Annotated in this window: 19 protein-coding genes; 3 read left to right on the forward strand and 16 right to left on the reverse strand. The window is 69.6% G+C overall.

What is annotated here, in order from left to right:
* Nucleotides 1–8 precede the first annotated feature (8 nt).
* Entirely contained in the window at nucleotides 9–671 is a 663-nt protein-coding gene (locus ACWDSJ_RS18605) for an SGNH/GDSL hydrolase family protein (RefSeq protein ID WP_450033305.1), read from the forward strand.
* On the opposite strand, the gene ACWDSJ_RS18610 is transcribed toward ACWDSJ_RS18605, so the two are convergent.
* From ACWDSJ_RS18610 to ACWDSJ_RS18650, 9 genes are all read right to left on the reverse strand, one after another.
* Nucleotides 640–1,410: a hypothetical protein gene (locus tag ACWDSJ_RS18610; protein ID WP_450033306.1), complete on the reverse strand. Its 771-nt coding sequence runs from the start codon at nucleotides 1,408–1,410 to the stop codon at nucleotides 640–642. The two genes, ACWDSJ_RS18605 and ACWDSJ_RS18610, sit on opposite strands and share 32 nt — an antisense overlap.
* A 30-nt stretch (nucleotides 1,411–1,440) precedes the next feature.
* Nucleotides 1,441–1,680 carry a phosphopantetheine-binding protein gene (locus ACWDSJ_RS18615; protein WP_450033307.1) on the reverse strand — a complete coding sequence of 80 codons (240 nt, stop codon included), beginning with the start codon at nucleotides 1,678–1,680 and terminating at the stop codon, nucleotides 1,441–1,443.
* Nucleotides 1,677–2,549, reverse strand: a complete 873-nt coding sequence (locus ACWDSJ_RS18620) for a phytanoyl-CoA dioxygenase family protein (RefSeq protein ID WP_450033308.1) — start codon at nucleotides 2,547–2,549, stop codon at nucleotides 1,677–1,679. Before ACWDSJ_RS18620 ends, ACWDSJ_RS18615 begins: the two co-directional genes overlap by 4 nt.
* Complete coding sequence (locus ACWDSJ_RS18625; RefSeq protein WP_450033309.1) at nucleotides 2,546–3,943, reverse strand: condensation domain-containing protein; 1,398 nt, start codon at nucleotides 3,941–3,943, stop codon at nucleotides 2,546–2,548. The genes ACWDSJ_RS18620 and ACWDSJ_RS18625 overlap by 4 nt, the downstream gene beginning before the upstream one ends.
* The gene (locus ACWDSJ_RS18630; RefSeq protein WP_450033310.1) at nucleotides 3,940–7,221 is read right to left on the reverse strand and encodes a non-ribosomal peptide synthetase; all 3,282 of its coding nucleotides are present in this window, start codon (nucleotides 7,219–7,221) and stop codon (nucleotides 3,940–3,942) included. The genes ACWDSJ_RS18625 and ACWDSJ_RS18630 overlap by 4 nt, the downstream gene beginning before the upstream one ends.
* A gap of 13 nt (nucleotides 7,222–7,234) precedes the next feature.
* On the reverse strand, nucleotides 7,235–8,083 hold the full coding sequence (locus ACWDSJ_RS18635) for a phytanoyl-CoA dioxygenase family protein (protein ID WP_450033311.1): 849 nt from the start codon (nucleotides 8,081–8,083) through the stop codon (nucleotides 7,235–7,237).
* A complete protein-coding gene (locus ACWDSJ_RS18640) occupies nucleotides 8,080–9,822 on the reverse strand; it encodes a thiamine pyrophosphate-binding protein (RefSeq protein WP_450033312.1) in 1,743 nt (580 codons plus the stop codon). The genes ACWDSJ_RS18635 and ACWDSJ_RS18640 overlap by 4 nt, the downstream gene beginning before the upstream one ends.
* Before the next feature lie 18 nt (nucleotides 9,823–9,840).
* Nucleotides 9,841–10,899 carry an LLM class flavin-dependent oxidoreductase gene (locus ACWDSJ_RS18645; protein ID WP_450033313.1) on the reverse strand — a complete coding sequence of 353 codons (1,059 nt, stop codon included), beginning with the start codon at nucleotides 10,897–10,899 and terminating at the stop codon, nucleotides 9,841–9,843.
* A gap of 266 nt (nucleotides 10,900–11,165) precedes the next feature.
* Nucleotides 11,166–12,785 (reverse strand): GMC family oxidoreductase, encoded by a 1,620-nt coding sequence (locus tag ACWDSJ_RS18650; protein WP_450033314.1) that lies wholly within the window; start codon nucleotides 12,783–12,785, stop codon nucleotides 11,166–11,168.
* A gap of 23 nt (nucleotides 12,786–12,808) precedes the next feature.
* Here ACWDSJ_RS18650 and ACWDSJ_RS18655 point away from each other — a divergent pair, with 23 nt between their 5' ends.
* Nucleotides 12,809–13,075, forward strand: coding sequence for a phosphopantetheine-binding protein (locus tag ACWDSJ_RS18655; protein ID WP_450033315.1), 267 nt, complete (start codon nucleotides 12,809–12,811; stop codon nucleotides 13,073–13,075).
* On the opposite strand, the gene ACWDSJ_RS18660 is transcribed toward ACWDSJ_RS18655, so the two are convergent.
* Nucleotides 13,072–14,316 (reverse strand): aspartate aminotransferase family protein, encoded by a 1,245-nt coding sequence (locus ACWDSJ_RS18660; RefSeq protein WP_450033316.1) that lies wholly within the window; start codon nucleotides 14,314–14,316, stop codon nucleotides 13,072–13,074. The two genes, ACWDSJ_RS18655 and ACWDSJ_RS18660, sit on opposite strands and share 4 nt — an antisense overlap.
* 14 nt (nucleotides 14,317–14,330) lie before the next feature.
* Nucleotides 14,331–15,650, reverse strand: a complete 1,320-nt coding sequence (locus ACWDSJ_RS18665) for a condensation domain-containing protein (RefSeq protein WP_450033317.1) — start codon at nucleotides 15,648–15,650, stop codon at nucleotides 14,331–14,333.
* 190 nt (nucleotides 15,651–15,840) lie between these two features.
* On the opposite strand from ACWDSJ_RS18665, the gene ACWDSJ_RS18670 reads away from it, so the two are divergent.
* A complete protein-coding gene (locus ACWDSJ_RS18670; RefSeq protein ID WP_450033318.1) occupies nucleotides 15,841–17,388 on the forward strand; it encodes an AMP-binding protein in 1,548 nt (515 codons plus the stop codon).
* On the opposite strand, the gene ACWDSJ_RS18675 is transcribed toward ACWDSJ_RS18670, so the two are convergent.
* From ACWDSJ_RS18675 to ACWDSJ_RS18695, 5 genes are all read right to left on the reverse strand, one after another.
* Nucleotides 17,370–18,872: an MFS transporter gene (locus tag ACWDSJ_RS18675; protein ID WP_450033319.1), complete on the reverse strand. Its 1,503-nt coding sequence runs from the start codon at nucleotides 18,870–18,872 to the stop codon at nucleotides 17,370–17,372. The two genes, ACWDSJ_RS18670 and ACWDSJ_RS18675, sit on opposite strands and share 19 nt — an antisense overlap.
* A gap of 340 nt (nucleotides 18,873–19,212) precedes the next feature.
* The gene (locus ACWDSJ_RS18680) at nucleotides 19,213–20,067 is read right to left on the reverse strand and encodes a Wadjet anti-phage system protein JetD domain-containing protein (RefSeq protein WP_450033320.1); all 855 of its coding nucleotides are present in this window, start codon (nucleotides 20,065–20,067) and stop codon (nucleotides 19,213–19,215) included.
* Entirely contained in the window at nucleotides 20,057–24,391 is a 4,335-nt protein-coding gene (locus tag ACWDSJ_RS18685; RefSeq protein WP_450033321.1) for a hypothetical protein, read from the reverse strand. The genes ACWDSJ_RS18680 and ACWDSJ_RS18685 overlap by 11 nt, the downstream gene beginning before the upstream one ends.
* A complete protein-coding gene (locus ACWDSJ_RS18690) occupies nucleotides 24,391–25,086 on the reverse strand; it encodes a hypothetical protein (RefSeq protein WP_450033322.1) in 696 nt (231 codons plus the stop codon). Before ACWDSJ_RS18690 ends, ACWDSJ_RS18685 begins: the two co-directional genes overlap by 1 nt.
* Nucleotides 25,087–25,118: 32 nt before the next feature.
* Entirely contained in the window at nucleotides 25,119–26,561 is a 1,443-nt protein-coding gene (locus tag ACWDSJ_RS18695) for a hypothetical protein (RefSeq protein ID WP_450033323.1), read from the reverse strand.
* Nucleotides 26,562–26,666: the final 105 nt, after the last annotated feature.

The raw sequence follows: 26,666 nt of genomic DNA on the forward strand, positions 1-26,666 counted from the left end.
TCGATTCCGTGGGGGCGTCGTACAGCGAGCAGACCGATCCGTTGTGTCTCGACGACGACACCGCGGCGGAGCTGCTGCGCGGTGCGCCGTGGCGGCGCGTGGCGATCATCGGCGACAGCACCGCGGAAGGCGTCGGCGAGCCGACGCCGGGCTACCGCACGCTCCCGTGGACCGAACGATTGCTCACCGCGCTGCGGACCGCGGTCGGCCCGGTGGACTACCTCAACACCGGCCGCACGGGCGCCACCACCCGCGAGGTGATCGACGAGCAACTGGCCGCGGTGCTCGCCTTCCGCCCGGATCTGGTGCTGGCCGGATGCGGCGGCAACGATCTGCTCGTGCGGCGGCCCGACTACCCGGCCACCGAACGCAATCTCGACGAAATCCTGCGCGCCGCAACCGGTTCCGGGGCACGGGTGCTCACCTCCACCCTCGACGACGACGTCCGCGACCCGGCCATGGCGGCGTTCCGCCCGCGACTCGAGGCCCTCAACGACATCATCCGCCGGGTCGCCCGGCGGCACGGCGCGATCGTGCTCGATCTGAAGGGCCATCCGATCCGCGAACGCACCGACCTGATCAGCGCCGACGGCATCCACTACTCGATGGCGGGGCACGCCCTGGTGGCGGCCGAGGTGATCAGGACGCTGTCGGCCGCGATCCCGCGCTAGTGGCGAGCAGTTCGCGCAGCGGTCCGGTGAGCCGATCGGCCAGCGCCGGATCCGCGTGCCGCGCCTCGGCGAGCAGGGCCGCCACGGCGACGCCGAACGCGCGGTGCAGTTCCCCGGGCGCGAGTTCGCGCACCAGCGCGCCGGTCACCGGGGCGGTGACGGTCTCGGGGAGTTCATCGATGCCGCGGGCCTGATCGGTGGCCAGCCCGTGCCGCAGGCAGGCCAGCGCGAGCACCTGATCCCGGATGCCGCTGATCATGTACTCGGCCTGCCACAGCCGCCCGCGCGCCAGACTGGACCGGGCGTGCAGCGCGTACAGCCAGCCCATGCCGACCAGTTCCGCGGCGGGCGGAATCCGTTTGGCCTTCGGCTCGTTGGCGACGCCGAACAGCAGCCGGAACGTCGGGGCGGTCGCGCCGAACTCCTCGGCCCGCCAGAACGCGAGGTCGACCTGCAACGTGCTGTCCAGCAGGAACACCCGGAACCTTGTAGCGCCCCGGAACACATCGAGATGGGCGACCGCGCCATGGTCGGCGTACATCCGCGCGGTCCAGTCGGCGAGCACCGCGTCGTGGTCGGCGTCGGCGGCCACACTCAGCGCGAGATCGATATCGGACCAGTCGTCCTCGCGGCCCACCGCACCGGATCCGGTCACCGCCGCGCCCACGACCCGGGGATCGGCGTGGGCGGCCCGGATCAGACTGTCGCGGAGCGCGCCTCGGTGTTCCGGCGTGAACATCCGGCCAGGATGCCACAGCGGAGGATCGGCTCAGCCGGGCGGGGGGTCGACGCACAGATCGACCAGTTCGTCGAAGGTGCACCCGAGCAACTGTTCCATGGAAGGCCGGAAACCCCAGGCGAATTCGACCCGGTTGGCCAGCATCGTCGCCCGCAGCGAGTTGCCGCCCGATTCCAGGAAGCGGTCGGCGCCCGCGACGGCGTCCACCTCCAGCAACTCGGTCCAGAACTCGGCCAGGGTCGCGCGGATCTCGTCGCCCACCGCGGTCATACCGGCTCCTGCCACAGGACCGGACACACCTCGGGGTCGGCGTAGTCCGGATCGCCGAATTCGTCTCGCGCGCAGAGGAAGTCGTTGAGATGGGACTGCCGGTTGCCGTGCTCGTCGACGGTCGGCACGTATCGGTTGTCGGCGTCCTGCATGTGCACCGCCAGGGCCGCGCGGGCCCGGTCGGACCGGTTGGGCAGGCTGCCGTGGATGGTGCGGCAGTGGTGGAAGCTGACCTGCCCCACCTCGAGCAGCAGCGGCACCGGCACCACCTGCTCGCCCGCGGTGTCGATCCGCGCGGCGATAGCGTCCAGATCGGATTCGTGGAAGAACTCGAGCGTGTCGTTCCCGGTCCAGCGGTGGCTGCCGTCCACGACGGTCATCGGTCCCATATCGGCGGTGACGGTCTGCAACGGGATCCAGGCCGAGATCAGATTGCGCGACGAGCACGTCTTCCAATAGGCGATGTCGGTGTGCCAGCCGACCGTGGAGACCCACGGGCTCACCCGCGGCGGTTTGTAGATCAGCTGGTCGTGGAACAGCCGCACCCGCGCGGTGCCCGCGAGCCGGGCGGCCGTGGCGGCGATGAGCGGATGACGCACCAGCGTCCGGAACTGGTCGATCTGGAGCGACACATAGTCGTTCTGCCGCAGCACGTCTCCGCGGCGCGCGGTCCAGTCGGTGCCCGCCTCGAACGGGAGCACCGCGTCGCGTTCGCCGCCGTAGTAGCGTTCCGCGCCGAACCAGGCGTCCTCGATATCGCTGTCGGACAACAGTTTCGGCGACACCCACCAGCCGTGCTCCCGGTAGTGGGCGATATCGCGCTCGCCGGGCAGCAGCGCCCGTTCGGCCTCGGTCAACGTCTCCGTCATCGGACCCCTTCCGGATACCCCAGCGGGCTGAGCGCGTCCGCCGGGCTCGCCTCGGTGACCGGACCCAGCGCGGTCGCGGGGACGTACGCCGGATCCTCGGCGCGCCAGCACAATTCTCCGATCTCGGTCTCGATCGACTCGCACAGGACGACGAGGGTGTCGAGGTAGGTCGCGAGCAGTCCGGGCAGCGCGGCGGGATCGCCGAACGCGGTCACGGTGATCCGCTCCCCCGCCTCCCGGACGAAGACGGTCGGATCCGCGGCGGCGACCACCGGCACCGGCCGGAACGGGTCCTGACACAGCCCGGTGACCGCGCAGCCCGCCAGCCGCAGCGCCTCCATCGGATAGCGGTCCAGGACGAACATCGCGTCGGGAACGCCGGTGCGCCAACCGAATCGGCGGCGCAACTCGGCGACGACGAACCGGTAGGGCAGGCGTTGATGGTCGAGCGCCCGCACGGTGGTGTTCGCGGTGCGGAACAGGCATTCGGCCAGCGACGGCTCGCCGGTGAGATCCGGGTTCAGCAGCAGGCCGTTGTAGTGGGCGCCGAGCACCCCGGCGGCGGCCAGGGTCGGCCGGTTCGCCGCGAGGGTGCCGATCACGGGCCGGGGCCGGTCCGGCGCGCGCAGCCGCAGCACCGCGCCGAACGCGGTGAGCAGCAGCGCGTACAGCGAGACGTTCGCGCCGCGCGCCAGCGCCCGCAGCTCCCCGGTGAGCGGCGCGGGCAGGACGATCGCGCGCCGGTGCGTGGTCGACTCCAGGGGTGCGGGCGGCCCGGCCGGGGCTGTGGCGGACGCGAGATGATCTGTCCACCAGTCGAGTTCGGCGGTCGCGGCGGCGCTCGCGAGCCAGTCGTGCTGTGCGGCGGCGACCTCGAGGCATTCGGCGGTGCGGACCGTGGGCGGTGGGGGGTGATCGCGCAGCCGGGCGGCGTAGGCGAGCGAGAGCCGTTCGGCGAGCAGGTGCAGCGACCAGCCGTCGGCGGCGATGTGCGGCAGCGTCAGCAGCAGGACGCGGCGGTCGCCGCCCAGCTCGAGCAGCCGCACGCGCAGGGCCGGGTCGGCGGCGAGGTCGAAACACGCGGCCCGGTGCCGCCACGCCGCGTCGGCGGCCGCGGGCAGATCGTGGACCGGCGCCCGGGACAGGTCGACGGGTTCGGGATCGTGCACCTCCGCGACGGGCACGTCGTTGCGTCGCGGGTACCGGGTGCGCAGGGTCTCGAACTCGCCGACCACGTCGGTCGCGGCGGCCCGCAGCGCGTCGACGGCCAGCGGACCCGCCACGAGCAGCGCGTAACTCAGGTTCAGCGCGGCCGGGCTCACCCGGTGGCTCAGCGCCCACAGCTGCCGCTGGGTGTCGGTGAGCGGTCCGGTGCGGGCGCGCGTCGTGGTCATGGCCGGACCGCGTAGACGAAGTGCACCGCCGTTCCGGCGTGCAGGGCGTCCTGGTCGACGGTGACCCGGAAACCCTGGTGCACCAGGAGTTTCGCGATCTCGGCCAGCATGCCGTTCAGGTCGTGCACCTCCACCACGACCTGCTCGATCCGGTCCCAGTCCGCGGGGCGCAGCCCGAGCAGCACGTCGAGTTCGGCCTTCTGCACGTCGATCTTCAGCAGGGCGATCCGGTCGGTGCCGGTCTCGGCGATCACCTGGCTCAGGGTGCGGACCTCGCACGCGTAGGTCGCGCCGCGGGTGCGTTCGTCGAGATATTCGCGGGACGCGGCGAGCAGCGCGTTGGCCGGATCGGCGTGCAGCGTACCGAGATTGCGGATGATGCCCGCGAGCAGTTCGCGTTCCTGCCCGGCGTCGGGGTGGAACGACGACATGCCGGTGAGGTTCGGGTAGAAGGTCAGGTCGGCCGTGCCCGCGACGCGCCCGAGCCCGAACGGGAACAGGCGGACGTTCGGCACGCCGCGGGTGTTGGCGCGCAGCGCGTCGAACAGCGGCGGGCAGGGCTCGAACGCGAACACCTCGAGCCGCGGCGACTGGGCCAGGGCGTGCAGGGTGAACAGCCCGATGTGCGCGCCGACGTCGAAGACCCGCCCGGTGCTCGGATAGCGGATGCCGCCGCGGTCGTAGGTGCGCCGCTCGGTCACGTCGAGATACAGGTAGCGCGTCTCGGCGGGTTGCAGCGCGACGACGGTGCGGCCGTCGGGCAGCAGCACGTCCGACGCCGTCGCGGGCGCCGCGGTCTCCGCGCCCGCCCCGGGTCCGGTGGCCGCGCCGCGCAGGCGGTCGATCTCGGCGGCGAGCGCGGCGACGGTGGTGCCGCGCAACAGGACCCGCAGCGGCACCGCGACCGAGAACATCTCGTTGAGCTGGGCCACCACCTGGATGCCGATGCGCGAGTGGCCGCCCAGGTCGATGAAGTTGTCGTCGGGTCCGACGCTGTCCATGCCGAGCGCCTGCGCCCACACCTTGGCCACGTTCTGCTGGGTGTCGCCGAGCAGCGGGCCGCCGCTGGTGGATTCGCGGGGCGGGCGGGGCAGCGCGCCGCGGTCCACCTTCCCGGTGGGGGTGGTGGGCAGGACCGTGGTGAACACGATGCCCGAGGTGGCCGGAACCATGTGTCCGGGAAGCACTTCCAGCAGTTGTTCCCGCACGCGGGCGGGGTCGGGGTGGTCGTCGTCGCCGACGAGGTACGCCGACAGCTGCCTGCCGAGCCCCTCGTAGTCGTGCACCGCGACCGCGGCGTGCCGGACGCCGGGGACGCGCAGCAGGTGCGCCTCGATATCGGCGAGTTCGATGCGGTAGCCGCGGATCTTGACCTGGTCGTCGCGCCGTCCGAGGAATTCGATGGTGCCGTCGGGCAGGTAGCGGGCGAGATCGCCGGTGCGGTACATGACGTGGTCGCCGTCGCGGAACGGGTCGGGCACGAACGACTCCGCCGTGCGCTCCGGGTCGAGGTAGCCGCGCGCGGGGGCGAGCCCGCCGACGTGGATCTCCCCGGGGACGCCCGCGGCCACCGGTTGCCGCGCCGAATCCAGCACGTACACGCGGACATTGGTGATCGGCCGCCCGATCGGCGGCAGTTCGGGCCATTTGGTGCTGGGTCCGGTCAGCGCGTGCGCGGTCACGACGTGGGTTTCGGTGGGGCCGTACTGGTTGTCCAGGCGGCAGTCGAGCCGATGGAACAGGCGGCGGATGGGCATGGAGATCTGCAACTGTTCCCCCGCGACGATCACCTCGTCGAGCGAATCCAGCGAGCGCTGCGCGAGATTGGCGGCGATGGCCATCTGGTCCAGCGCCACCGCGGGCAGGAACAGCCGGGTGATCCGGTACCGGTCGATCACCTCGGGCAGCAGCGAGACATCGTCGCGCATCTCGTCGGAGGCCACCAGCAGGCAGCCGCCGTACGCCCAGGTCGCGAAGATCTCCTGGAAGCTCACGTCGAAGCCGATCGAGGTGCGCTGCAAGGTCGTTCGGCCCGCCGGGTCGATGCCGCGCTCGCGCTGCCAGCGCACCAGATTCACCAGGGTGCGGTGTTCGATCGCGACGCCCTTGGGGCGGCCGGTGGAGCCGGAGGTGAAGTTCAGGTAGATCAGGTCGGATGGCCGGGCCCCGGCGGCCGGTCGGGTCGCGGCGGCGCGGGCGATGGCGGCGGCGTCGGCGTCCAGGCACACGGTGGCGATGTCGCGGTCGCCGAACAGGCCGGACAGCTCGGCCACCGTCACGGCCGCCGTCATCCGCGAATCCGCCACGACCACACGGTTTCTGGCGGCGGGGAAGGTGGGGACGATGGGCACCGCGGCCGCGCCCGCCTTCAGGATGGCGAGGGTGGCGAGGACCATCTCGTGGTTCGCGGGCACGCACAGGCCCACGCGCGCACCGACTTCCACGCCGAGGGTGCGCAGATGGTTGGCGAGCCGGTTGGCGCGCTCCTCGACCTCGCGGTAGGTCAGGGTCAACTCGCCGAAGACGAGCGCGGGCGCGTCGGGATGCGAGTCGACGGCCTGTTCCACCAGTTCGTGGGCGCAGCGCGGGTCGGGGGCGCCGACCTCGCCGCCGGACCATTCGGTGAGGATCAGGTCGCGTTCGGCGGGCGGTAGATACTCGAGCTCGCCGATAGTCCGATCCGGTTGCGCCAGCGCGTGTTTCAGGAACTCTGCGACGTGGCCGCCGAAGCGGAGCACGGTGTCCTCGTCGAGCACATTGGCGTTGTATTCGAGGTCGAGCGTGTCGCCCGCGTCGAGGGTGATCGTCACGTCGTTGCGCACGTCGGCGGTGGAGACGGCGTCGGCGGCGCGGATGAGCACGGGGTAGAGCGGATGGCGGTTGGTCACCTCGGCCATGCCCAGGCTCTCCAGCAGCTCGGCCGGGGAATCGAGCGGGTGGGTTGCGCTGTCGGCCAACGCCTTTCGCACGGTGCCGCGCAGGGTGTCGAACGAGTCGCCGGGCTCCGCCGCGATCAACAGCGGCACATCCGGCCCGGCGGACCGCACGCCCAGCACGACGCCCTGCGGCGCATCGCCGCCGTGATAGCGGAACAGCACCGCCGCGACGGCCGCGAGCAGCAGTTCGTCCCGGTCCGGGCGGTCCGCGAGCGGCTCGGCCGGAACCCGCACCCGCTTGCTCTTGCGCCGGTACACCCCGGATCGGCGCTTGAACAGCGGCGGCCCGGACTCCGGGTAGCGCACCGCGAAACGGAAGGTCCACCAGGCTTGTTCGGTCACGGCATTCGCTCTCTCACTTCGGCCACAGCACGGGGCAGACGTCCGGGTCGGCGTAGTCGGGATCGCCGTGGGCGTCCCGGCGGCACAGCAGATCGTTGATGTGCACGGTGGGTTTGCCGGAGTCGTCGGTGTGCGGGACGTATCTGTTGTCGTGGTCCTGGAGGTGCAGGGCCAGCGCGAGCCGGTCTCGGCCGCTGCGATTGGGCGCCGAACCGTGGATGGTGCGGCAGTGATGGAAACTCACCTGTCCGCGCCGCAGCCGGGGGCGGACGCGCTCGATCGGCGCGTTCCCGGCGAAGGCGCGTTCGAGCGCGTCGGCGTCGCGTTCGTTGAACGTCTTCATCCATTCGGTGTCGGTGCGCAGGTGACTGCGGTCGATGAACGACAGCGCGCCGATGGTGGGATCGCAGTCCTGGAAGGGGATCCAGGCGGTGAGCATGTTCCGCGACGAGCAGGTCTGCCAGTAGGCGATGTCGGTGTGCCAGCCGACCGTGGCGTCGTCGGTGTCCAGGCCCGCCGGTTTGCAGATCAGCTGATCGTGGAACAGCCGCACGGATTCGGTGTCCGCGAGGCGGGCGGCGATCGCGGCCAGGAGCGGGAATTCGACCAGGGGGGCGAGGTCGTCGTTCTGCAACGAGACGTAGTCGTTGAGCCGGATGACCTCGCCGTGTTCGGGCCGCCAATCGAGGTATCCGCCCGCGATGAGCAGCGGGTGGTCGCGTTCCCCGGCGTAGTGGCGTTCCGCGCCGATCGCGGCCTGATCCAGCAGGTCGTCGGGCACGACGGGCGGCGACACCCACCAGCCGTGCGCGCGGTAGAAGGCAATGTCCGCGGCGGTGACGACGTCGACGACCGAGGTCATGAATCCTCCTCCGCCCGTTGACTTTCCATGACGGTCAGGGGTGCGCCGAAGGGTACGTTGGGGTAGACGTTGAGTTCCGGCGCGATCCGGATCCGCAGCAGCGCGGCCGCGTCGGGGTCGCGCCACAGCCAGCGCAGCGCGTCGGCCAGTTCGTCCGGCGCGTCGGCGGTGCGGGCCGCGATGCCGTAGGCCGTGGCGACGCGCGCGAAATCCGGTGCGTCGTAACCGATCACGGTCGACGGGTAGCGGCCGTCGAACGCCTGCTCCTGTAGTTGCCGCACCGAGCCGTGGCAGCCGTTGTCCAGGATCACGATCTTGATCGGCAGCCGGTAGCGCACGACGGTCTGCAATTCCTGGATATTGAACTGGAACGCGCCGTCCCCGGCGATGAGCACCACCGGCCGCGCGGCGGCGACCGCGATGCCGATGGCGGCGGGGAAGGCCCAGCCGCACGGTCCCATGCCGAGGGCCGGGAGGAAGCGCTGTCCGTCGGCGGGCCGTACGGATTGGCAGGCCCACCACAGGTGTTGGCCCGCGTCCACGACCAGCGCCGCCGCGGGCGCCGAGACCGCCGACAGCTCCCGGATCGCGACATTCGGGTTGATGCCCCGGCATCCTGCCAGTTCGGCGTCGGCGGGCCAGCGCCGCCGCGATTCGGCGAGGTGGTCGAGCCAGTCGCGGCGGTCCGGGAATTCGCGTTCGGCCGCCAATTTGCCCGCGACCTCGAGGAATTCGCGCAGATCGGCGACGATCCGGTGCGGCTCGCGCAGCCGGTTCATCTCGCCGGGGTCGCAGTCGACCTGGAAGACGGTGCGGCGCTTGGTGAATCCGCTCACGTCCGCGCCGAGGGTGCCGAAGTCGAGTTTGCTGCCGAGCACCAGGACGAGGTCGGCCGCGTCCACCGCGAGGTTGACCCAGCGGTTGCCGTACATCCCGATCATGCCCAGCCGCAAGGGATCATCGCCGGGCAGTACGTCCAGCGCGGTCACCGACGCGGCGACGGGCGCGCCCAGCGCGCGCAGCAGCGTTCGGCACTCGGCGGCGGCGCGGGCGGCGTGCACACCGCCGCCGAGCAGGACCAGGGGGCGGCGGGCGGCGGTGAAGGCGTCGAACAGTTCGGTGACGGTCTCGGCGTCGCGGAACGGGGTCGGCGCGGCGGCGGGCGGGCGGTCGAACCGGGCCCGGCGCGAGACGGGCTGGGCCTGGAGGTCCGCGGGCAGTTCGAGCAGAACCGGGCCGGGCCGCCCGGTGGTGGCGAGTTCGTAGGCGGCGTCGAGCATTTCGGGAATCTCGTCGGCGGTGCGGGGACGCCACGCGGCCTTGGTGACCGGGGCGGCCATGGCGACGATGTCGCATTCCTGGAAGCCGTATTGCCGCACCGCGCGTCGCCCGCGCAGCAGATAGCTCTGCACCTGCCCGGTCAGGAACAGCGCCGGGACCGAGTCGAGGTAGGCGCTGCCGACGGCGGTGAGGGTGTTGGTCGCGCCGGGACCGGCGGTCACCAGCGCCACGCCGGGCGCGCCGAGGTAGCGGCCGACGCCGTCGGCGGCGAAGGCGACGGCCTGTTCGTGGTGCAGGGTGACGATGCGGGTGCGGCCCTTGCGGTGCACGGCGTCGAGGAGGGTGGCGATCATGCCGCCGGGCAGGGTGTAGATCTGCGCGATCTCGCGGTCGCACAACCATTGCGCCACATGGTCGCTGGCCGTGGTCCGATGTCCGAGATTGCCGGTGTCGATCACGCTGTGCCCCTCCCCGGCTCAGAACGTCCGCCGCGCGGGCCAGCGCTTCAGCTCGGGCAGACAGTGTTCGGCGAAGCACCGCAGGCTGCGTGCGCCGTCCTCGTCGGGGATGCCGTGGAAGATGGCGAGGACGCCTTGGAGGTCCAGGCGTTTCCGGTAGTCGGCCAGCTTCTCGAGCACCTGATCGGGCGTGCCGTACACCACGGTGGCGGGCGGCCGGTCCACCTGCGGCGCCGCGCCCGCGCGCATGATCCGGTAGTACTCGTACCCGCGCACCGTGCCGAACTCGGGTTTGTCCATGCCGTAGTGGTCCACGGCGACCCGGTGCGCGGCGCGGTCGTACCGGGTGGCGAGTTCCAGCGCCCGGTCCGGGTCGGGGTCGACGACGACGGTCGCCGACAGCAGCGATTGCGGGGGTTCGGTTGCCGCGCCGTGGATTTCGTGCCAGGCGTCGCGGTAGCGCTCGTGGTCGAGCTGGAGGAGTTCGGGCGGTTTGACGATGAGGTACATCGCGCCCACGCCGAGCCGGGCCATGAGCGGCCCCGACTGCGGCGAGACCGTGGCGCTGAACAGGCGGCCGTCGAACGAGCGCGCGGGGCGCGGGCGCAGTTCGCGGCGCGGTTGTGCCAGCGTCGCACCGCCTTCCACGATTCCGGTGGTCAGGCCGTCGAGCAGGATGCGGGCGTATTCGTCGAACAGCGCGCGGGACCGGTCCATCGGCACGCGCAGGCCCTCGTATTCGTCGCGGCCCAGCCCCCGGCCGAGTCCGACGACCAACCGGCCGCCGGACAGCAGATCGGCGAGGAGCACCTGTTCGGCGAGGCGGACCGGGTCGTGCCAGGGCAGGACGAGTACCGCGGTGCCGAGTTGTATTGTGCTGGTACGACTTCCGATGTAGGTGAGCGCCTGGAGCGGGTCGGGGATCAGGCCGTAGTCGCTGAAGTGGTGTTCGGTGAGCCAGACCGAATCGAAGCCGAGTTCCTCGGCCCGCAGGCAGAATTCCAGTTCACGCCGGACGAATTCGTGATCCGGACAGTCGAACCGATTCTGAAAGGCCGACTCGTAGCCTACGTGCACGACACTCCCCCGTCATCCCCGATCGGCGATGGCGTCTTCCGACGCTGTTGGCGAACCTACCACGAAATCCGCTGGCATTGAAGGATTCAAGAGCGGAAACAACTGGCACACAACGGTGTTCGCGGGTGCGCCGGGAGCCAGCAACCCACGTCGGGTGGGGGTGTTTCGGAGCGGAAGCTGCGATCCGTCGATCGCGTGGTATCGAAATCGGCAGGGACAGAACATGATCAGTTATACCCGGGTGTAGCCCCCTGGACGGTCTGGGTTCACTGGGATGATCGAATCGCTTCCGCCAGAACAAGATCGGCGGCGCGCTCCGCGATCATCTGAACCGGGGCATTGGTATTGCCGCGAACGATCCGGGGCATCACCGACGCGTCGGCGATTCTGAGGCCCTCGATTCCGTGGACTCGCAGCGAGGGGTCCACCACCGCCAGCGGGTGACGGCCCATGGCGCAGGTGCCCACCGGGTGGAACAGCGTCCGGGTTCGGGTCCGGATGTGTTCGCGCAGTTGGGTGTTCGTCGGGGTCGCCGTGTCCAGCAGGTGCGGCCGGTGCAGATACCGGGCGAAGGCGGGGCGCGCGCAGATGTCGAGGACGCGGCGGCAACCCGCGAGCACGGCGGCGAGATCGTCGCCGTCGGTGAGATATCCCGGGCGCAGGATCGGGTGTGCCCGCGGGTCGGCGCTGCGCAACCGGAGCCGACCCGTGCTGCGCACGTCCACGAGGGTCACGCCCGCGGTCACCGTGGGGCGGTCGTGGCGCGGTCCCTCGATGTCGTAGAAGGCGGTCGGGGTCAGGTGCACCTGGATGTCGGGCGGGCCGCCGGAACCGTCGGCGCGCAGGAAGCCGCCCGCCTCGGCCACATTCGACGACAATGGGCCGGTTCCGGAGGAATGCCAGGTCAGGGCGTTGCGGGCGGTGGCGAGATCCAGTCGCAGATCGGTGGTGTCGCGGGTGTGCCACACCAGCGGGGTGACCGGATGATCCTGGAGGTTGTCGCCCACGCCCGGCAGCGCGGCGGCCACCTCGATGCCGAGCGACCGCAGCTGCGCGGGCGGCCCGACGCCGGACAGCAGCAGCACCTGCGCCGACCCGATCGCGCCCGCCGCGAGGATCACCTCCGCGTCGGCATAAGCCGTGCGCTCCTCCCCCGCGTCGGATCGGTAGGTGACGCCCCGCGCCCGGCCGCGTGTCAGGACGATCCGGGTGACCAGCGCGCCCGTGCGCACGCACAGATTGGACCTGGTCAGGGCGGGTGTCAGGTAGCCGTCGACGGCGGACCAGCGCCTGCCGTCGCGGCAGGTCACCTGGTACAGCCCGGCCCCGGTCTGGTGCGCGCCGTTGAAGTCGGCGTTGGCGGGGAGCCCGGCGTCGACGGCGGCGCGCACCCAGGCGTGACTCAGCTCGTGGGTGTAGCGCCGGTCCTCCACGAACTGCGGGCCGTCGGTGCCGTGCAGCGGGCCGGAATGCGTCGAATTGCGCTCGGCGCGAACGAAATACGGGAGGACCGCCGCGTAGTCCCAGCCGTCGGCGCCGAATTCGGATCGCCACCGGTCATAATCGGCCGCCGCGCCGCGAATATAGATCATGGCGTTCATGGCCGAGCAGCCGCCCAAGGCCCGCATCCGCGGCCACGCCACCGAGCGCCCGGCCAGTTCGGGCTGCGGCGCGGTCCGGTACCGCCAGTCCAGCGCCGTACCGAACAGGGCGATGAACGCGGCGGGCATCCGCACCGCGGGCGCGTCGGCGGTCCCGCCCGCCTCCAGCAACAGCACCGACGCGGCGGGATCGGCGCTGAGCCGGTTCGCCAGCACACATCCGGCGGTGCCGCCGCCGACGATGACGAAGTCGAATGAATCCCACTGTGCTGTAGCGCATTCCACCGACACGATGGTATCCAGGGACGATGACCGAACCAAGCGCGGACGAGATCCGCGACACCGTCCACCGGATCGTCCGCAGGCTGGCTCCCGAGCCGGTGCCCGATCCGATCGGGCCGCTCGACCTCGTGGACGAGTTGGGCTTCCACTCGCTGGCGCTGCTCGAACTGGCGGTGGCGCTCGAGGACGAACTGGGCCTGCCGCCGATGAACGAGGAAGGCGTGCAGGACATTCGCACCGTCGACGACGTGGAGACGTTCGTCCGCGCGGCGATCCGCGACTCCGCGGTCTAGCCCCGCCCGCCGATCTCCTCGGCCGCGCCGCCGAGCGCGGTCAGCAGCCACTCGATGTCCGCCTCGCCCAGGATGGCGGGCGGCGTCAGCCGCACCACCTCGTTCGCGCCGAGGGTGTGCGAGACGATCACCCGGCGGCGCAGCAGCGCCCGCGTCATCGCCAGCGCCGTTCGGGCGCTGTCGAATTCGATGCCGATCAGCAGACCCCGCCCGCGCACCTCCCGTACCGCGCCCGGACAGCCCGCGAACATCGCGGCCCGGATCGCGGGCAACAACCGCGCACCCAACTCGCCGCTGCGGTTCGCCAGATCCTCGTCGCGCAGCACCGACAGCGCCGCCATGGCGGCCGTGGCGGCGACCGGATTGCCGCCGAAGGTGGAGGTGTGCAGGAACGGATCCCGGTCCAGGGGGCTGTGCGCCTCCGCGCTCGCGATCGTCGCCCCCACGGGCACCACGCCGCCGCCGAGGATCTTGCCCGCCAGCAGGATGTCCGGTGTCACACCGGCTTCCGAGCAACCCCACGGCGTACCGAGGCGGCCGAGTCCGGTCTGGATCTCGTCGACGATGAGCAACGCGTCGGCCTCGTCGCAGGCGCGCCGCAGCCCGGCCAGGTAATCCGGCGGCGGGATCCGCACCCCGCCCTCGGCCTGGACCGGTTCCACGATCACGGCGGTGGGTTCGCCGTCGGCGAGCAGCCATCGCACCGCGGGCAGGTCGCCGAACGGCACGTGCACCACCCCGGGCAGCAGGGGGCCGAGCGTCGACCGGTAGCGGTCGCGGCCGGTGACCGACAACGCGCCGAGCGTCTTGCCGTGAAAACCGTTGTCCATGGCGATGATTCGCCGCCGCCCCGAGACCCGGGCGAGTTTCAGCGCGACCTCCACGGCCTCGGCGCCGGAATTGGTGAAGGTGACGTGGTCCAGACCCGCAGGTGCGTACTCGGCCAGCGTCACCGCGGCCTCGACGATCGTCGGGTCCGCGAGCAGATGTGTGGCCAGCGAGCGTTTGCGGAGCTGGTCGAGCACGGCGTTGAGGATGCGCGGATGACCGTGCCCGAGCAGGAAGACGCCGTTGCCGCCGCAGGACAGGTAGCGCTCGCCGTGCTCGTCGAACACGTGACACCCCAGGCTCGACGCCTCGATCGGCGCGCCGAGCATGCGCAGCATCCGGCCCATCCCGTCGCTCACATGACGCCGGTGGCCGTCGAGCACGGCGTCGAGGGACGTTGTCCGCGAGTTCATTCCGGATCCTCTCGTCAGTGGGGCGGGGCGGTCGCCGGGCCGTACGCGGCGCGCGCGGCGGCCTCGACATGGGCGACGAAGCCGTCGAGGAATTCGATCAGCGCGGCCCGGTTCGTGCGGTCCACCGAATACAGGCATTTGACGCCCAGCCCGTCGGCCACATCGCCGAAATGGAACTCCGCGGCGAACGGGGTGGTGGAGAAGGGGACGTCCTCGTACGGTTCGACCGCCAGACCGGGCAGGGTCAGCGTCTTACCGGGGACGTCGAGGTACTCGACATCGATCGAGCCGTACTCGAACAGCAGCTCCGGATGCCGTCGCCGGGCGGCGGCGCCGCGCGGCATCGGCACCAGGTGGTAGGGCACCTCCTGACGGGCGATCGCGCCGAACACGACGGTGCGGGCGCCGCGCAGCAGGGCCGGAAAGTCGTTGCCGCCCACATCGATCGGCAGCAGCAGCATGTTCACCAGGAAGCCGACGGTGCGGCGCACGCGCAGATTGGAGCGGTCGGCGAACACCGCGGGCAGGATCACCCGCTCCGCGCCGGTGAGCGCGCCGAGATAACCCGCGAACGCGCCGGCGAGCACCGCGAAGAGAGTGGATCGCTCGCGCGTGGCGAGGTCGCGCAGCAGGGCGGCGAAGGCGGCGGGCATGTCGTAGCGCAGCATCCCCTGTTCCGCCGACGCGGCCGGGTGGTCCAGCACGGGGGGCAGCGGGACCGGCTGGCCGTCGCCCAGCATCCGCTGCCACCAGGCGACCTTCGCCGTCAGCGCGCCTTCGTCGCGCCGCCGGTTCTGCCAGTCGGTGAAGTCGGCGAGCTGCCAGGTGGGCGGCTCGGAAGGCGTTGCGGCGGCGCCGATCCGGACGGCGTAGCAGTTTTGCAGGTCGTCGGCGATCACGGCGGTCGACCAGCCGTCGGTGACGATGTGGTGCACGGCGAGGGTGAGCACGTGCTCGTCGGGCGCGACGCGGAAGACCCGGCAGCGCAGCGGCCATTCGCGGGCCAGCTCGAAGCGGCGGTGGTACTCCCACTCGACCAGTCCCGCCACCTCACCGGGCGCGCAGTCGACGACGCGGATCAGGCTGTCCGGCACCGGTTCCGGGGTGTGGACGTGCTGTGTCAAGTCCGCTCCCACACCGGTGAACGTGGTCCGCAGGCCCTCGTGGCGTTCGGTCAGCGCGCGCACGGCGGCGGTGAGGTCGGGGACGCGCAGGGGGCCGCGCAGCCGGTACGCGCTGAAGACGGTGAGCGCGCCGTCGGCGCCGCGGTAGCGCTCGAGCAGCCACATCAGGCGCTGGCCGGTCGAGGCGGCGCTCGTTCGTTCGACAGGCATCCGGCCGACCTCCCCACCGGCCGCGGCGACCGGCGAGTCCCATGCTAGTCCCGCGCGGGCCGATCTCGGCGCGAGTTGCGTTGCCGGGCAGATATTTTCGTGCTGTCACAATCTTGCGAACGCGAGTAGGATCGAAGCGTCCGCTGGTGGTCGTTCGGGGGAATGCGAAGTGCGACAGCTGCTTTCATGGTTGGACGAGCCGTCCGCGACCGCGCGGGTGCGCGTCGCCGAGGGGCGGGGGTGGCGGGAGATCCCCTACGGGGTCCTGCGCGACCGCGTCGTGGCGGCCGGGCGGCGGTTCGCGGGGGCCGGCGCCGGGCCGGGCACCGTGGTGTCGATCGTGCGGCCGGTGGTCGACGAGTTCCTGGTGGATTTCTTCGGGGCGCTGCTGGCCGGTGCGACGCCGAATCCGCTGCCACCGCCGCTGCCGCTGCAACGCGCCGACGCCTACGTCGAGCGGACCGCCGCGCTGTTCGGGGTCGCCCGGCCCGGCCTCGTGTCGACCACACCGGACCTGGCGGACCTGCTGCGGCCGGTGGTCGCGGACACGGTGTTCGTGGACCCCGACGGTCCGACGGCGAACCCGCCCGGCTGCGCGGCGGATTCGATCGGGTTGCTGCAATTCACCTCCGGCAGCAGCGGCACGCCCAAGGCGGTGCGGGTGAGCGTGGCCAATCTGGCGGCGAATATCGAGGCCATCCGCGGCTGGCTCGACGCGCGGGCGTCGGATCGCGTCGCGACGTGGCTGCCGCCGTATCACGACATGGGGTTGATCGGTTGTCTGCTCGCCCCCACGGTGTTGGGGTTGCCGGTCGACGCGATGACCCCGCTGGATTTCATCCAGGACCCGCTGCGCTGGCTGTCCTGTTTCGGGCGGGGGGACGCGACGATCGCGGCCGCGCCGAACTTCGCCCTGTCCTATCTGCTGGCCAAGGTGCCCGCGGCGGCGCTCACGGGCTGCGACTTCGGCCGGTGGCGGTGTCTCATCGTGGGCGCCGAACGCATCGATCCCGCGGTGCTGCGCGGGCTCGTGGAACGGCTGGGGCCCTTCGGTTTCGACGAGCGGGCCCTGTGCCCGGCGTACGGGCTGGCCGAGGCGACGCTGGCGGTGACCGGGGTGCGCCCCGGGGAGCGGGTGCGTTGCCTGCCCGAGGGCGGTGCGCCGGTCGATCTGCTGGACGCGGCGCTCGACGACGGGCGGAGCTGGCTGGTGAGTTGCGGGCGGGCGCTCGACGGGGTTGCGGTGACCGGCAATCCGGAGATCGTCGTGCGGGCGCCGAGCGTGGCCGTCGGGTATCAGACGGTGCACGGCCCGATGTCGTTGCGGTGCAACGAGTCCGGGGCGTTGACGACCGGGGACGCCGGAGTGATCGTGGACGGCGAGCTGTACCCGATCGGTCGGCTCGGCGACGCGATCAAGGTGCGGGCGGTCACGATCTTCGCGGAGGACATCGAACTGGCGGTGGCCGCGGGGTGCGCGCTCGGGGCGAATCGGGTCGCCGCCGTCGCCGGAAACGACGGGGGCGCAACGGAAGTCGGGCTGTTGGTCGAGCGGCCGGTGGTCGACGCCGAACGCGTCCGCGCGATCGTGCGGCGGTGCGCGGGCGCCGACGTGCCGGTCCGGGTGTTCGCGGTGGCGCGCGGTACCATCGAACGGACCACCAGCGGGAAATCGCGGCGGCGGATCATGTGGGCCCGGCTGCGCGCGGGCGACTTCGATCAGTTCGAGGTGTCCTGAGCCACCGATTCCGTTGTCGCCGAGGGCTTTCGGCGGCGCGGGGTCAGCCACACCGCCAGGATCAGGGCGGCCACGCATACGCCCGTGCAGACCCACAGCATGAGATCCATGCCGGAGACGAAGGCGGTGCGCACGAGGGCGAGGAGTTCGGGGATCCGCGCGGCGGCCACGCCCGCGCTCACATTGTCCCGGATCGGCGGAATGTCGAAGTTCCCCAGTCGAATCCGGTACCGCGAGGCGACCAGCGAGGGCAGTACCGCCGCGCCGATCGTCCCGCCCACCTGCCGGTACGCCTGGATCACCGCCGATCCCGATCCGGCGCGCTCGGCCGACACCGAATCGACCGCGGTTCCCAGCGCGGTCGGCATGACGAAGCCCATGCCCGCGCCCACGAGCGCCGTCCACACCCCGATGATCCAGTACGCGGTGCCCACCGAGGTTCCCGCGCCGAGTCCCGCCGCGCACGCGAGCATCGCGAAGCCGAGCGCGATCACCGGCCGCGCCCCGCGCCGCCGCCGGATCCCGTCCGCGACCCGGGTGCCGATCACCAGCCCCGCCATCATCGGGATGAGCCGCAGACCGGAACCGAACGCGTCCGCGCCGGACACCGCCTGGAAGTACTGCGGGAGTACGAACAACAGGCCGTAGAGGATGAACATGCCGAGCGCGATGAACAGGCTTCCCGCACAGAACCCGCGGCTGCGGAACAGCGCCAGATCGATGAGCGGATGCGCCGCGCGCCGCGCCCACAGCACGAACACCGCGAGCACGACCACACCCGCCGCGATCGGCCCCAGCGCGAGCGGCGCACCCCACCCGTCCTGCCCCGCCTTGATGAAACCGTAAGTGAGCGAAAGCAACCCGAGCGAGGAGAGCACCGCGCCCACGTAATCGACCGGCACCGCCCCCGCACCGCGCTGCTCGGGCACGAAGGCCGCCACCGCCGCCGCGCCGACGACGACCAGCGGGACATTGATCAAAAAGACCGAGCCCCACCAGAAGTGGTTCAGCAGAAACCCGCCCAGCACCGGCCCCAACGGCAACCCGAGCGCGGCAGCCGCCACCCACACGGCGATCGCCCTATCGCGCTCCTCGGGATCGGCGAACAAGGCGGGCAGCACCGCGATCGAGAGCGGAATCATGATCGCCGCCGCGAGGCCGAGCACCGCCCGCGCGGCGATGAGCTGGCCGACGGTGTCGGCGTATGCGCAGGCGGCCGAGGCGATTCCGAACAGCACTAGCGCACCGAGAAGCAGGCGCTTGCGGCCGTACTTGTCGCCCAGGACGCCCGCGGGGAGCATTACGCCTGCCAGCATGAGGGTGTAGGCGGCGCTGAACCATTGCAGGGCTGAGTTTCCGGCGTGGAGGTCGAGGGAGAGGGTGGGGAGGGCGACTGTCAGGACTGTGACGTCCAGGCCGATGGTGAGGGTTGCCAGGGCTATCGCTGCCAGGGCGATCCAGCGGCCGGGTGCGGGCGATGGCATGGCGTGCTCCCCCTCGGCGAAAGTTGTTGTTGGGCAAGAACTATAGCGCTGGACGTGGGGGTGGGGTGGATGCTGTTGGGGGTACCCCTACTCTGTGGCGGGGGTTCTTTGTCAACGCTTGGCGTGCCGGAGTGGTCGAGATCCTCGAATGAGGGATCAATAATCGAACCATTCCACGAGCTCGGTTCGCGAAAGCACCTCTCTCCCTACATGTTCCTGCACTATTCTGCTCCGCTGCCGGATCAACTCGGCGATGTCGTCTCCGAGCCGACCGCCGAGCCAGCCCTGGATCCAGGCGAGTGCGTCCTGATTGGGGGAATTCGCCTTGTCGCTGCGGGGCTTACCGCCCTCGAAGGCCATGCGGTACAGGCCGCGGGCAGGAACACGGGGGCGGCAGACCCAGCAGCTCCGCTCGACGAACGGCTGACAACGCGACGCGGAAACCCCCCGCGTCGATATCTCCGAAATACCAAATCCGTTGCGGTGCAGGAGAATCTGCCAACTTCGACAAACGGGTAGCCACCTGGTTACCCGAACCCCAGATTATGCGCCCCTGGAAATTTACCTCGCGAGCCCGCACCGCGATCGAATGGTAGGTGGTGTAGTTCTCGACGATCAACCAGTCGCCGTCGCCGAGGACGACTTGTTCGACGGGGGGCCAGCACGGGTAGGAAGCAAGAAGCTCCCAGGTCAGGCGCTCGGGTGCGAACAGCGGGCCCAATACGACGGCGTCCAGCGTCTTCTCATCGTCGAAGATGTCCAGTGAACGCTCGCGCATCGGCACCGCCGGTCCTCGCCTGCGCCTCAACCACTTGTTCACGGCGACGAGATGCCCTCGATCCACTGCCGTCAACGCATTGTCGTCCCACAGCTTGGCCGCCCACGACAACTCCTGATGCCATACCGGGCTCTGTATGGTTCGTGGCGGCGCGACCGGCTCGGAAATCTTGGTGACATACGCCGGTAGCGGTGGATGCGCGGTGCGGTCGTAGGACGTCTTCGGCAGGGCGACACGGCCCGCGGTGACCAGATCTTCGATCGCCGCCCTCACCCGACCGCGCCAACCCACCGAAGCGGCCGCGGTCGTGTCGACCGAGGCCGCGGCCACCAGCAGTTTCGCCAAGGGCACGCGCCGTGTGACATGACGTTCGACCTCCGCGAGCAGAGCGGCGGCGAGAGCGGGCTCAGTCGTCAACGCGTACTCCCGAAGCCATGTCCAACACCTGGCTGTTCTCCCCATCGACCCGCACGTACGCGCGACCGGCCCGAGTGGCCGACGGGCGTTTGTGCATCGCGACGATCCGGGGGAAAGTCGTCACCGCACCGAGATCGCCGATTCCGGTCCAGAAGACGAGCTGCACCCCGCATGCTCGCGCCACCTTTCGCTGGAGGTCGAGGAAGGGCAGATAGTTCGCCTTCCCGACCGGATTGTCCAAGGGCACCAATCCGCCGGTGGCACTCGATCGGCTTCCCGAGCGTCGCTCCGCGCGCAGTCTCGCGAGCACACAGAACAGGACGAGCGAAGCGGTCAAGTTCTCTCCCCCCGACCATTTCCGCATCTCCTCGACGGGGATGCGACTGGTGGGTTGATCGGGCGCCGGCTTCAGAACCGTGGCTCGAAACCCTTCCGGGACAGCGACTTCCGTCGCTCGCCACAGCAGTTCCGCAGGGTCGGTCTCGATGCGGCGAGCGCCCACCATGGCATCGACCAGCTCACCCACACGCAACCCGATCTGATCTCGACTCGGCCGAGAGCGAGCCTCCACCGTCAGGAATCGCTTGTGCGACCACGCTCCGATCCCGTCCGGAAGTTCGGACAGCGTCGATGCCCTGGCGATCACACCGAGAGCGTCGTCGACCAGGTCGACCATCCGCGTGACGACGTTGTTCTTGTGCAGCTCCACCTGCACCAGTTGCTGACTGATCGCTGCTTCGCGGGTACGGAGATCTCGAGCCAACTCCGTGGCGTTCTCCGCGACACGATCCGCGCTCGCCTTGTCCTGGAACATGTCGCGTAGTTGGCGTACGGCGCTCCCGTGCTCGTCCTCGGCCAGGGTCGCGAACTCGGCTCGGCCTGCCCACCGGCTCAGATTGTCGCCTCGATCGTTGCGAATGCGTTCCTTGTCGGCGACGGCCCGCTCGGCTTCTCGGATCTCGTCGGCCGCAGCCCGCACGGCCGTCCGTATCTCGGCGCTGTCCTCGGGCAGGACTCGATCCGACGTGCCCGCCATCGTCACGTCGGGAAGCAGTGCGATCTGATCACGAAGCATCGCGACCCGAGTTTCCGCTTCCCTGGCCCGCGTACTCTCCATTTGCTTGTCGCCGTCGAGTCGGTGGCGCTGACCTTCCAGAACGGCCATCTCCGAAGTGGCCTCCTCCGCAAGCTCTTCCGCGTGGTCCCGGTCGACCGGCGACTCGACGTCGACGGTGCCGCGCCGGGCCGTCTGCGCCTTGTCGCGCTTGCTTTCCGCCGTCTTCAGCCGCGCATTCGCCTCGCCGAGTTCGGTGTTGGCATTCGTGCTGTCGTTCTCGGCGCGTCGGGTGGCCGCCGCACGCGAGTTGCGATCCGTTCCCTCCGAGCTCTGGGCGAGTTCGATCGCTCGCGGTCTGATCCGATCCGAGTTGGCGCTCCAGACGCTGCCCGCCGCCTTCGCCTCGATCTCCGCTTGCTGCATCAGCTCCCGAAGCGTGGCTTCGGGAAAGTTCTGATCGAGCTGCCGTTGCAGGACGCTCAGCGCGGCTCGCGCGGTGGCGACGGTCAAGTCTCCGTGTGGACGGGGCTTCGGAAGGCTTTCCAGTTCACCGGAGTACTCCGAACACCTCTCGGAGTATCGTCGCAGATCGGCCTCGAGCCGCTTCGCCTCGTTCGCGGCGTCACGCTGTTTCTGCCGCGCATTCGACTGGTCGTTGAGCGCGCGATCCAGCTGGCGCGGAATGATCGAAAGCCGTACCCGACTCGGCTCCACCTGGTCACGCTCGATCTCGGCCATCCGCTCGACCCTGTGCAGAAGACCGTCGAGTCGTGCCCCCGCCACGCGCGTGTTGGCGATCGCGGACCGCACCTCGTCGGCCTTCGCGTCGAGCTCGGTCAGCACGGCGGATTCGTGAGCCTCCTCGGATTCCGACTCGGCCACGAGATCGTCGACCGCACCAAGCCTTTCGCGTAGTCCGGCGAGACCATCGGCAGGCAGATCCTCGAGCCATGCGGTGATGGCCGATCGCCATGCCAGATCGCGGTCGCGTTGAGCGGTGACCTCCGCGATGTGGGCGAGAAGGTTGTCCCGCAGGGCAATTCGTTTGCTCAGTTCGGTGGTGCCCGCGGCGGGATCGTGTTGCGCCGCAGGCGGTAACAGCACAACCCGCGCAGCGCGGCGATCGTTGAAGACGGTCGCCGCGGAGACCACGACCAACTCGTCGACCGCGCCCACAGTTCGGGCGGCACGGGTGACGTCGTCTTCGCTCCCGTAGACGATCACGCCGTCGACCACCTCGGGCAGTTCCGCCATGCAGCGGTCATGCTCGGCGACGGAAACATGCTCGGCCAGGTAACGCCACCCGGAAACAGCGGTGATCCCCGCTTCCTGCAAGCGTTCGAGTGCCTTCTCGACCGCCAGCCGCGGCGGTAGGAGTTTGATGTCGTTCAGCGAACCGATCGACCGCTCTCCCCGTGCCGATTCTTCGCGCAGTCCGGTAAGTACGCGCTCCCCTGCTGCGATCGCCTGCGACAAGGCCGTGATCGCGTCGGTGGCGACAAGCTCCAACGCGACCTCGTCGGTCTGCAGGAGAGCGCGCAGGCGCGCGTTGTCACCGAGTTCGGTCGCCCGCCGCGTCAACTTGCTCAACTCGTCGGTCAGCCGCCGGTGCTCCGCCAGCGCATCCGCGACTCGTTTCCGCGCCCGCTCCAGTTTCTGCTTCGCGGTCGCTGTGTCGCGTTCGACGCGATCCTCGTCGGCTCGCAAACGCTCCAGGGCCGATTCGTTCGCTCGGAGTGTCTCCCGCAGCCGGTCCTCGGCATCGATCAGTCTCTCCTCGCTCTCGATCACCCCCTCGACCACCAGGCGCTGTCTGTCCTTGTCGAATGCGGCCAGTTGAGTCCGAATACCGTCGATTTCACTGGTCAAGTCGGTGATGCGCTGGGTCGCCGCGCGCCACGCGTCCGCCGCCTCTTCCTCGGCGGCATCCCACCTCGCTTTCACCGCCGCCCCCTCCTCCATGGCCGCGGTGATCTTCTCGATTTCGGCGCCGATCGCGGACGCCAGCCTGGCCTTCGCATCGTCACACTGTTCGACCAGCGGGCGAACCTGCTCGGCTGCCTGCTCGAAGGCCGCCCTGCGCGCATCCAGTTGCGCTCGACGTTCGCGCAGGACGACATAGTGCTCTGCGGCTCGCCATGCCCGCGCCTCGAATTCCGCCGTCTTCGCGCGTCGCTTCGATTCGTCGGCCGCCGTTCGCAACTCGGCTACCTCGAATTCCGCAGCGAGGTAGGCGTATTCGTCACGACGACGTCTCATCTGGTCGATTTTCGTCCGCACGACGCCGATCTGGCCTTCCAGATCAGTCACCCGCTCGGCAGCCAGTCGACCTTCTTCCTGCACCCGATGTTCGGCGTCGTGCAGTGCGCGTTTCAATCCGGCAGCACGGGTGAACACGTGATCGCGCTCCTCGATCGCTGCCCGCATCTGAATGTGTGCGTCGCCGAGCAGGACGACGAGAGGACCCGCTTCGGCGCAGAACCGGCGTTGCGCGGAGTAGATCGGACGCTTCGCGATCTCCACCGCGGTATCCGAGAGAAGATCACGCACCGGTTCCACACGTTGCTTGTCACCTACGAATCGCAGCAGATAGCGAACGAACCGTCCTGGCGAGTCGATGTCGGCGAAGAGGCCGTCCATACCGCCCTCTGCGGCATTGACCTCGGTGAAGTACCGGAAGAGGTCGGGATCGAAACGCCGTTCGCGAAGGGCCGCATGCCATTCGGCAATGCTCCGATCCGCGACTGCAGCGTTGACGCCGACACCGGCGAGGCTCCGAACATGCCCGGCGAAGCGCTCGCGATCGTAACGACCGCCGCTGCGCAAGGTGAAGGGCAGGTCGTCGAGAGTGGAACCTTCCACATCGGGATCCGGATGCACGCACCACCAGTTGCGGTGCAACCGGTCCTTACCGCGTCCGTTGTAATCCGCCGGACGAGCACGGCCATCCCATTCGTACACCGCCCCGGTCAGCAGGAGCTGACCGTCCGGGCTCATCCATTCGGCGGCGACATGCGCTGTATCTCCCGGTAGTACAAGGTCTTCCAGCGTGCGCTTCTTGGTCCGGGTCGCCAGGAAATCGCGTCGGTCCGGCAGCACGAGCGCGAGCAGCAGCGACAGCATGGTGGTCTTTCCCGCGCCGTTGCGCAGCCAGACGATCGCGTCGGTGGGCTCTCCGGAACGATCGGTGAGGTCCACCATCAGGTCCGCGAACCGATTCTCGGCGACGCCGATGGAATCGAAATACAATCTGCGCAGCCGAAACATCAGGCACGCTCCGATTCGCCGGTGCCGGCCCATGCTTCGGGCATGAGCGCACCCGACATCTCGGCGAGCCCCATGCGGAAACGGTCGTTGAGTACGTAGGCCTGCCCAGATTCGTCATCGAGTTCCGGCTCCCGACGCGCCCGGCCGTTCTCCACCAGAAATGTCAGGGTCTGGTTCACATACCAACGGCGGCAATCCCTTCGAAGCCCGCCGCGTTGCGCGGGCAGCACCTCCGGTAGGTCCAGCCACACCGTGGCCGCCTCGCCCAGCTGTTGTTCCGCTTCGTCTGTGGATTCGTCGCGATCGGCGAGCAGGGTGAGACGCCGTTCCAGAAACCGTTCGAACTCGGCCCGTCGAACGGTTCGATTGTCGGTGTCGGCCAATGCTTCGCCGTTGGGATAGGCGAAAGCCGCCAGCGCGACCAGGATCAGGCCGAAACAGCGTCGATCCTGCAAGCGGCCCTCGCCGGACCGAATGGGCAGGCCGCAGTTGTCCAGGGTGACGGCGAACGGACCTTCGGGGCGTCCCGAGATCAACAAGCCGAGCTGCGTCGCGGCGTGGATATCGATGCCGAGCCCGTCGGCGATCCTCCTGACGATTTCGGCGAACCCGATGTCGGTGCGGTAACGGTCGAGCAGGGCTCGATACGGACTTCCAGGGGTCGGCCGGTCCTTCGGCCCGAAGGCGAAGCGCAACAGGCGAGCGGCATCGGAGATATCGGTGGAAGTCATTGCGGTCCATTCGTATTCAGGTCGATCTGATCGAGAGCGATTGAACTGGCCAGGAGTACGTCCGCTCCGGCGAACCGTTCATCGCGCAGTTCGCGTCCATCCGTCGTCGCGACGAGCGACGCGACAGCCGCGGCCAAATTCGTACTGGTGGGTCGCTCGTCCGGGGTGGCATCCGCATCGACAACGAAGATCCACAACGCGGCACCCCAGACCACATCGAGAAGTCGTGCCGGATCCTCGACCTCGGCCGCTCGCGCCCGGGCGAGGGCCAAGAGCTCCGACAGCCGCACCGGCCGATCGACGGCGTGAGCCAGTATCTCGGCCGCGACCGATGCGACGTCGATCGGAATGGAATCGCCCGCCACCACACCGAGTTCGCCAGGCTCGTCGACTTCGGGAGGACGCCGGTCGTATACCGTCGGCGCTCGCAACAACAGATCGCACATATCGGCCAGCCCCCAGAGCGCGGGCCGGACCGGCGGGGCTATGCCGACGATCATCCGATCCACCACGCCCGTAAGGACATCCTCCGAGCGGATGACCGGGTCGAGCACGTCGCGTGACAGATCGATCGCCGCGGCCAATCCTCGCGGATGAAACCGCTGCACCTCCTGGGCTTCCAGAAAGATCGGGATAGCTTGTTGCAGGTACCTTTCCAGTCGGATCCAGACATCCTGCCCACGCTGGACTTCCGCATCGATCCGTCGACACGCGTCGGCGGCTGCCGCGTCCGCGGCCGAGCGCGCGGCGAGTTCACGCAGTTGATGGTCGCGGTCGAGTTGTTGCGCGACTCGGCCGACGACGTCGGTGAGCCAGCTCGGCATTTCACCATGCCAATCCACTGCGGAGACATCGCGTTTCGTGTCGGCCAGCTTTTCCCGCAAACTGGCGGACAGGCCCTGAGCGGTTCGCGTCGCCTGCCGCGCGGATTCGAGCGCCTTCTCGAATTCACCGGCGTTCATCTGGATCTCGACCATGAGTTTGAGGGCAAGTGCTTGATCTGCGAGATCGGTTTCGAGCGCACGCAGATACAGGACAATAGCCTCATCGGTCGCAGTGATACAGGGACCCACCTCGTTGTCCACGAGCCGCAGAAGTCGGAAACGAAACTGTTCGGTGTGCATCACCTCGTGTTCGGTTTCCGCTTCCACCCAGGTGGCCTCGTGCGGGCGGCCATCATTCAACACCGTGGTGAGGACCAGACGTGCGACCTTCGCCCAGGGACGATCCGGGTCGTCGGGAAACATACGTCTCGCCCATTGGGTGAGGTGGTCGACCGCCGCATTCGGGGTCACCGCGCCTTCCAGGCTGGCCTGGTTCAGTACGACGTAGTCGATGAGCCGGAGCGCCAACTGAGCCAAATCGTAGCCACGATGATCGAATTCGGCGCGTGGTCCCCCTCGGTTGACCAACTCGAATACCGGGCCCAGCAATTGCAAAGTCTGCCATCGTGCCCGGAAGTCGGTCGTCCGCCGGACATTTGATCTTGTCACCACATCACCCCCTACGGTCGCCACACCGGGCCGATGCCTGGTATCGACATG

The sequence above is a fragment of the Nocardia sp. NPDC003482 genome (assembly GCF_053588115.1).

Excerpts from the sequence above, each read along its gene's own strand:
- ACWDSJ_RS18610 (WP_450033306.1), bottom strand. The coding sequence starts at position 1,410 with ATGTTCACGCCGGAACACCGAGGCGCGCTCCGCGACAGTCTGATCCGG.
- ACWDSJ_RS18615 (WP_450033307.1), bottom strand. The coding sequence starts at position 1,680 with ATGACCGCGGTGGGCGACGAGATCCGCGCGACCCTGGCCGAGTTCTGG.
- ACWDSJ_RS18620 (WP_450033308.1), bottom strand. The coding sequence starts at position 2,549 with ATGACGGAGACGTTGACCGAGGCCGAACGGGCGCTGCTGCCCGGCGAG.
- ACWDSJ_RS18625 (WP_450033309.1), bottom strand. The coding sequence starts at position 3,943 with ATGACCACGACGCGCGCCCGCACCGGACCGCTCACCGACACCCAGCGG.
- ACWDSJ_RS18635 (WP_450033311.1), bottom strand. The coding sequence starts at position 8,083 with ATGACCTCGGTCGTCGACGTCGTCACCGCCGCGGACATTGCCTTCTAC.
- ACWDSJ_RS18655 (WP_450033315.1), top strand. The coding sequence starts at position 12,809 with ATGACCGAACCAAGCGCGGACGAGATCCGCGACACCGTCCACCGGATC.
- ACWDSJ_RS18660 (WP_450033316.1), bottom strand. The coding sequence starts at position 14,316 with ATGAACTCGCGGACAACGTCCCTCGACGCCGTGCTCGACGGCCACCGG.
- ACWDSJ_RS18665 (WP_450033317.1), bottom strand. The coding sequence starts at position 15,650 with ATGCCTGTCGAACGAACGAGCGCCGCCTCGACCGGCCAGCGCCTGATG.
- ACWDSJ_RS18675 (WP_450033319.1), bottom strand. The coding sequence starts at position 18,872 with ATGCCATCGCCCGCACCCGGCCGCTGGATCGCCCTGGCAGCGATAGCC.
- ACWDSJ_RS18685 (WP_450033321.1), bottom strand. The coding sequence starts at position 24,391 with ATGTTTCGGCTGCGCAGATTGTATTTCGATTCCATCGGCGTCGCCGAG.